General features: G+C 45.9%; 4 protein-coding genes. 2 read left to right on the top strand and 2 right to left on the bottom strand.

Annotated elements, in window-relative coordinates:
- Positions 1-418: N-acetylmuramic acid 6-phosphate etherase (locus RMO52_RS19580; protein ID WP_310417593.1), on the top strand; the 418-nt coding region annotated here is incomplete at its 5' end.
- Here the strand turns inward: RMO52_RS19580 and RMO52_RS19575 are convergent.
- Together RMO52_RS19575 and RMO52_RS19570 are read right to left on the bottom strand one after the other, a co-directional pair.
- The gene (locus RMO52_RS19575; RefSeq protein WP_310417590.1) at positions 382-888 is read right to left on the bottom strand and encodes a phosphoribosyltransferase; all 507 of its coding nucleotides are present in this window, start codon (positions 886-888) and stop codon (positions 382-384) included. The genes RMO52_RS19580 and RMO52_RS19575 overlap by 37 nt on opposite strands.
- Before the next feature lie 111 nt (positions 889-999).
- Positions 1,000-1,338, bottom strand: coding sequence for a P-II family nitrogen regulator (locus RMO52_RS19570; protein ID WP_295614375.1), 339 nt, complete (start codon positions 1,336-1,338; stop codon positions 1,000-1,002).
- Between the two features lie 113 nt (positions 1,339-1,451).
- On the opposite strand from RMO52_RS19570, the gene RMO52_RS19565 reads away from it, so the two are divergent.
- Positions 1,452-2,097, top strand: a 646-nt coding sequence (locus RMO52_RS19565; RefSeq protein ID WP_310417587.1) for an FGGY family carbohydrate kinase, incomplete at its 3' end; no start/stop codon positions are given.

Raw genomic sequence — 2,097 nt, 5'->3', positions numbered from 1 at the left:
GACGGTATTTATCGCCTGTGTGCCAGCAAATCAGGTCGCTAGCATTGCCGATATCGACATTAGATTACCTGTAGGGGCAGAAATTTTATCGGGGTCTACACGGCTCAAATCAGGCACTGTGACGAAGATGGCGCTAAATATTCTTTCTACTGGCGCGATGGTCAAGTTGGGTAAAGTTTATGGCAATCGGATGGTAGATGTTGCTGTTACTAATACTAAGTTACTCGATCGGGCGTTGCAAATGATTCAAGATTTGACGCAATTAGAGCGCGATACGGCAAGTGAATTACTAACAGCTAGCGGTAAATCTGTCAAAGTTGCCTTATTAATGCACTGGACGAAAGTCGATCGATCTAAAGCCGAAGCCATCCTCGCCCAAAATCACGGACAATTACGCTCTGCTGTCGATAGTTTATAATCATCATATTTCTCGAAAGGTTGGCGGATCCAGGGATTATTTGGGAGATAACTAACATAGTGATCGGGAATATAAGTCGAGCAAGCTTTATACCAAAGTACTGCGGTTTTGAGCGTCTGAATTTCTGGATGCAAATCGCGCAACCAAATCGTTGTCTGTTGCAAAGTTACGCCCGAATCTACCAAGTCATCAACTAGTAAGATCCGATCGCCCAACCGCTCGGTAGTCATCGTAATCTGACTGGCGATCGCGAGTTTTCCTCGTTGTCGATCGCCATCGCCACTGTAGGAACTAGCTGCTAGAATTGCCAAAGGTCGATCGAAGATTCGCGACAAAATATCGCCGACTCGCAAGCCACCTCTAGCCAGACAAACTATTTGGTTGAATTCATAATTGGATTGAAAAATTCGCTCGGCTAATTGCTCGATCGACTGGTGGTATTCATCCCAAGAGATATCTAAATCGAACATGGATAGTGGATAGTGGATAGTGGATAGTTGATAGTTGATGTAACTAAAAAGCCAAGGATGAAACCTCGGCTAGTTGTTTAAATTAGGAAATAGAAATGTGTTAGCTAGAGATTAGACAGCTTCGACATTTTTTTCGCCAGTCCGAATGCGGACGACTTGTTCGACGGGACTGACAAAGATTTTGCCATCGCCAATTTCTCCGGTGCGAGCTGCGGCGATGATCTTGTCAACTACCATGTCAACTTGAGAATCTTCGATCACAACTTCTACCTTGAGCTTTTGCAGAAATTCCACAGTATATTCCGAGCCGCGATAGCGTTCGGTTTGTCCCTTTTGTCTGCCAAATCCTCTGACTTCAGAGACAGTCATCCCGACAACACCTGCGTTGACGAGAGCGATTTTTACTTCATCCAGTTTGAACGGACGAATGATGGCGACGATCTTTTTCAATTTTAGTTACTCCTGTAATGTGTGTCTCTATACTATTTGTAGATGCACCAACCTGACTTTTTGTATCATTGTTGGACTAAGCAAACATGTAACTCTGGCTACAAAATAAAAATATGACAGTTTCTCTCGGCATAGATTTTGGCACATCTGGAGCGAGATTAGTCGCGATCGATACCGATCGTAACGTGCTGTGGTGGGGAACTAGAGAGTTATCAGATGAATTGTGGCGGGAGACACTATTTAATCTGATTCAGGCAGTTCCCGCCACGATTAAATCGCGAGTGATGAGGATTGCGATCGATGGTACTTCTTCAACGGTACTATTATGCGACGATCGCGGGCAATTAATCGGCACACCAATTTTATATCATGACGATCGCGCTAAGACAGTACTAGCACAATTGAGATCGATCGTCCCGAATGGACATCTGGCGCTCAGTGCGACTTCTAGCCTCGCTAAATTATACTGGATGGCAAGTCAAGCTAATTTTCCCGACTTAAATTCTAGACAGGCGCATTATTTCCTCCACCAAGCCGACTGGCTGGCTGCTCAGCTCCACGGCAAACTGGGCGTCAGCGACTATCACAATGCCCTCAAACTCGGCTACGATGTCAAAGCCTTGGGTTATCCCGATTGGCTCGAAACACACCCTTATCGCTCGTTATTGCCGCAGGTGTTGGCACCGGGTACGCCAATTGGGACGGTGTTACCAGCAGTCGCGCGGGAATTGGGTTTAGCGGCGGAGTGTGTGGTGTGTG

This window comes from Chamaesiphon sp. OTE_8_metabat_110 (assembly GCF_031382685.1).
GTDB lineage: Bacteria > Cyanobacteriota > Cyanobacteriia > Cyanobacteriales > Chamaesiphonaceae > Chamaesiphon.
Note: the sequence above shows the minus strand (reverse complement) of the source record. Positions and strands in the feature narration are given on the sequence as shown.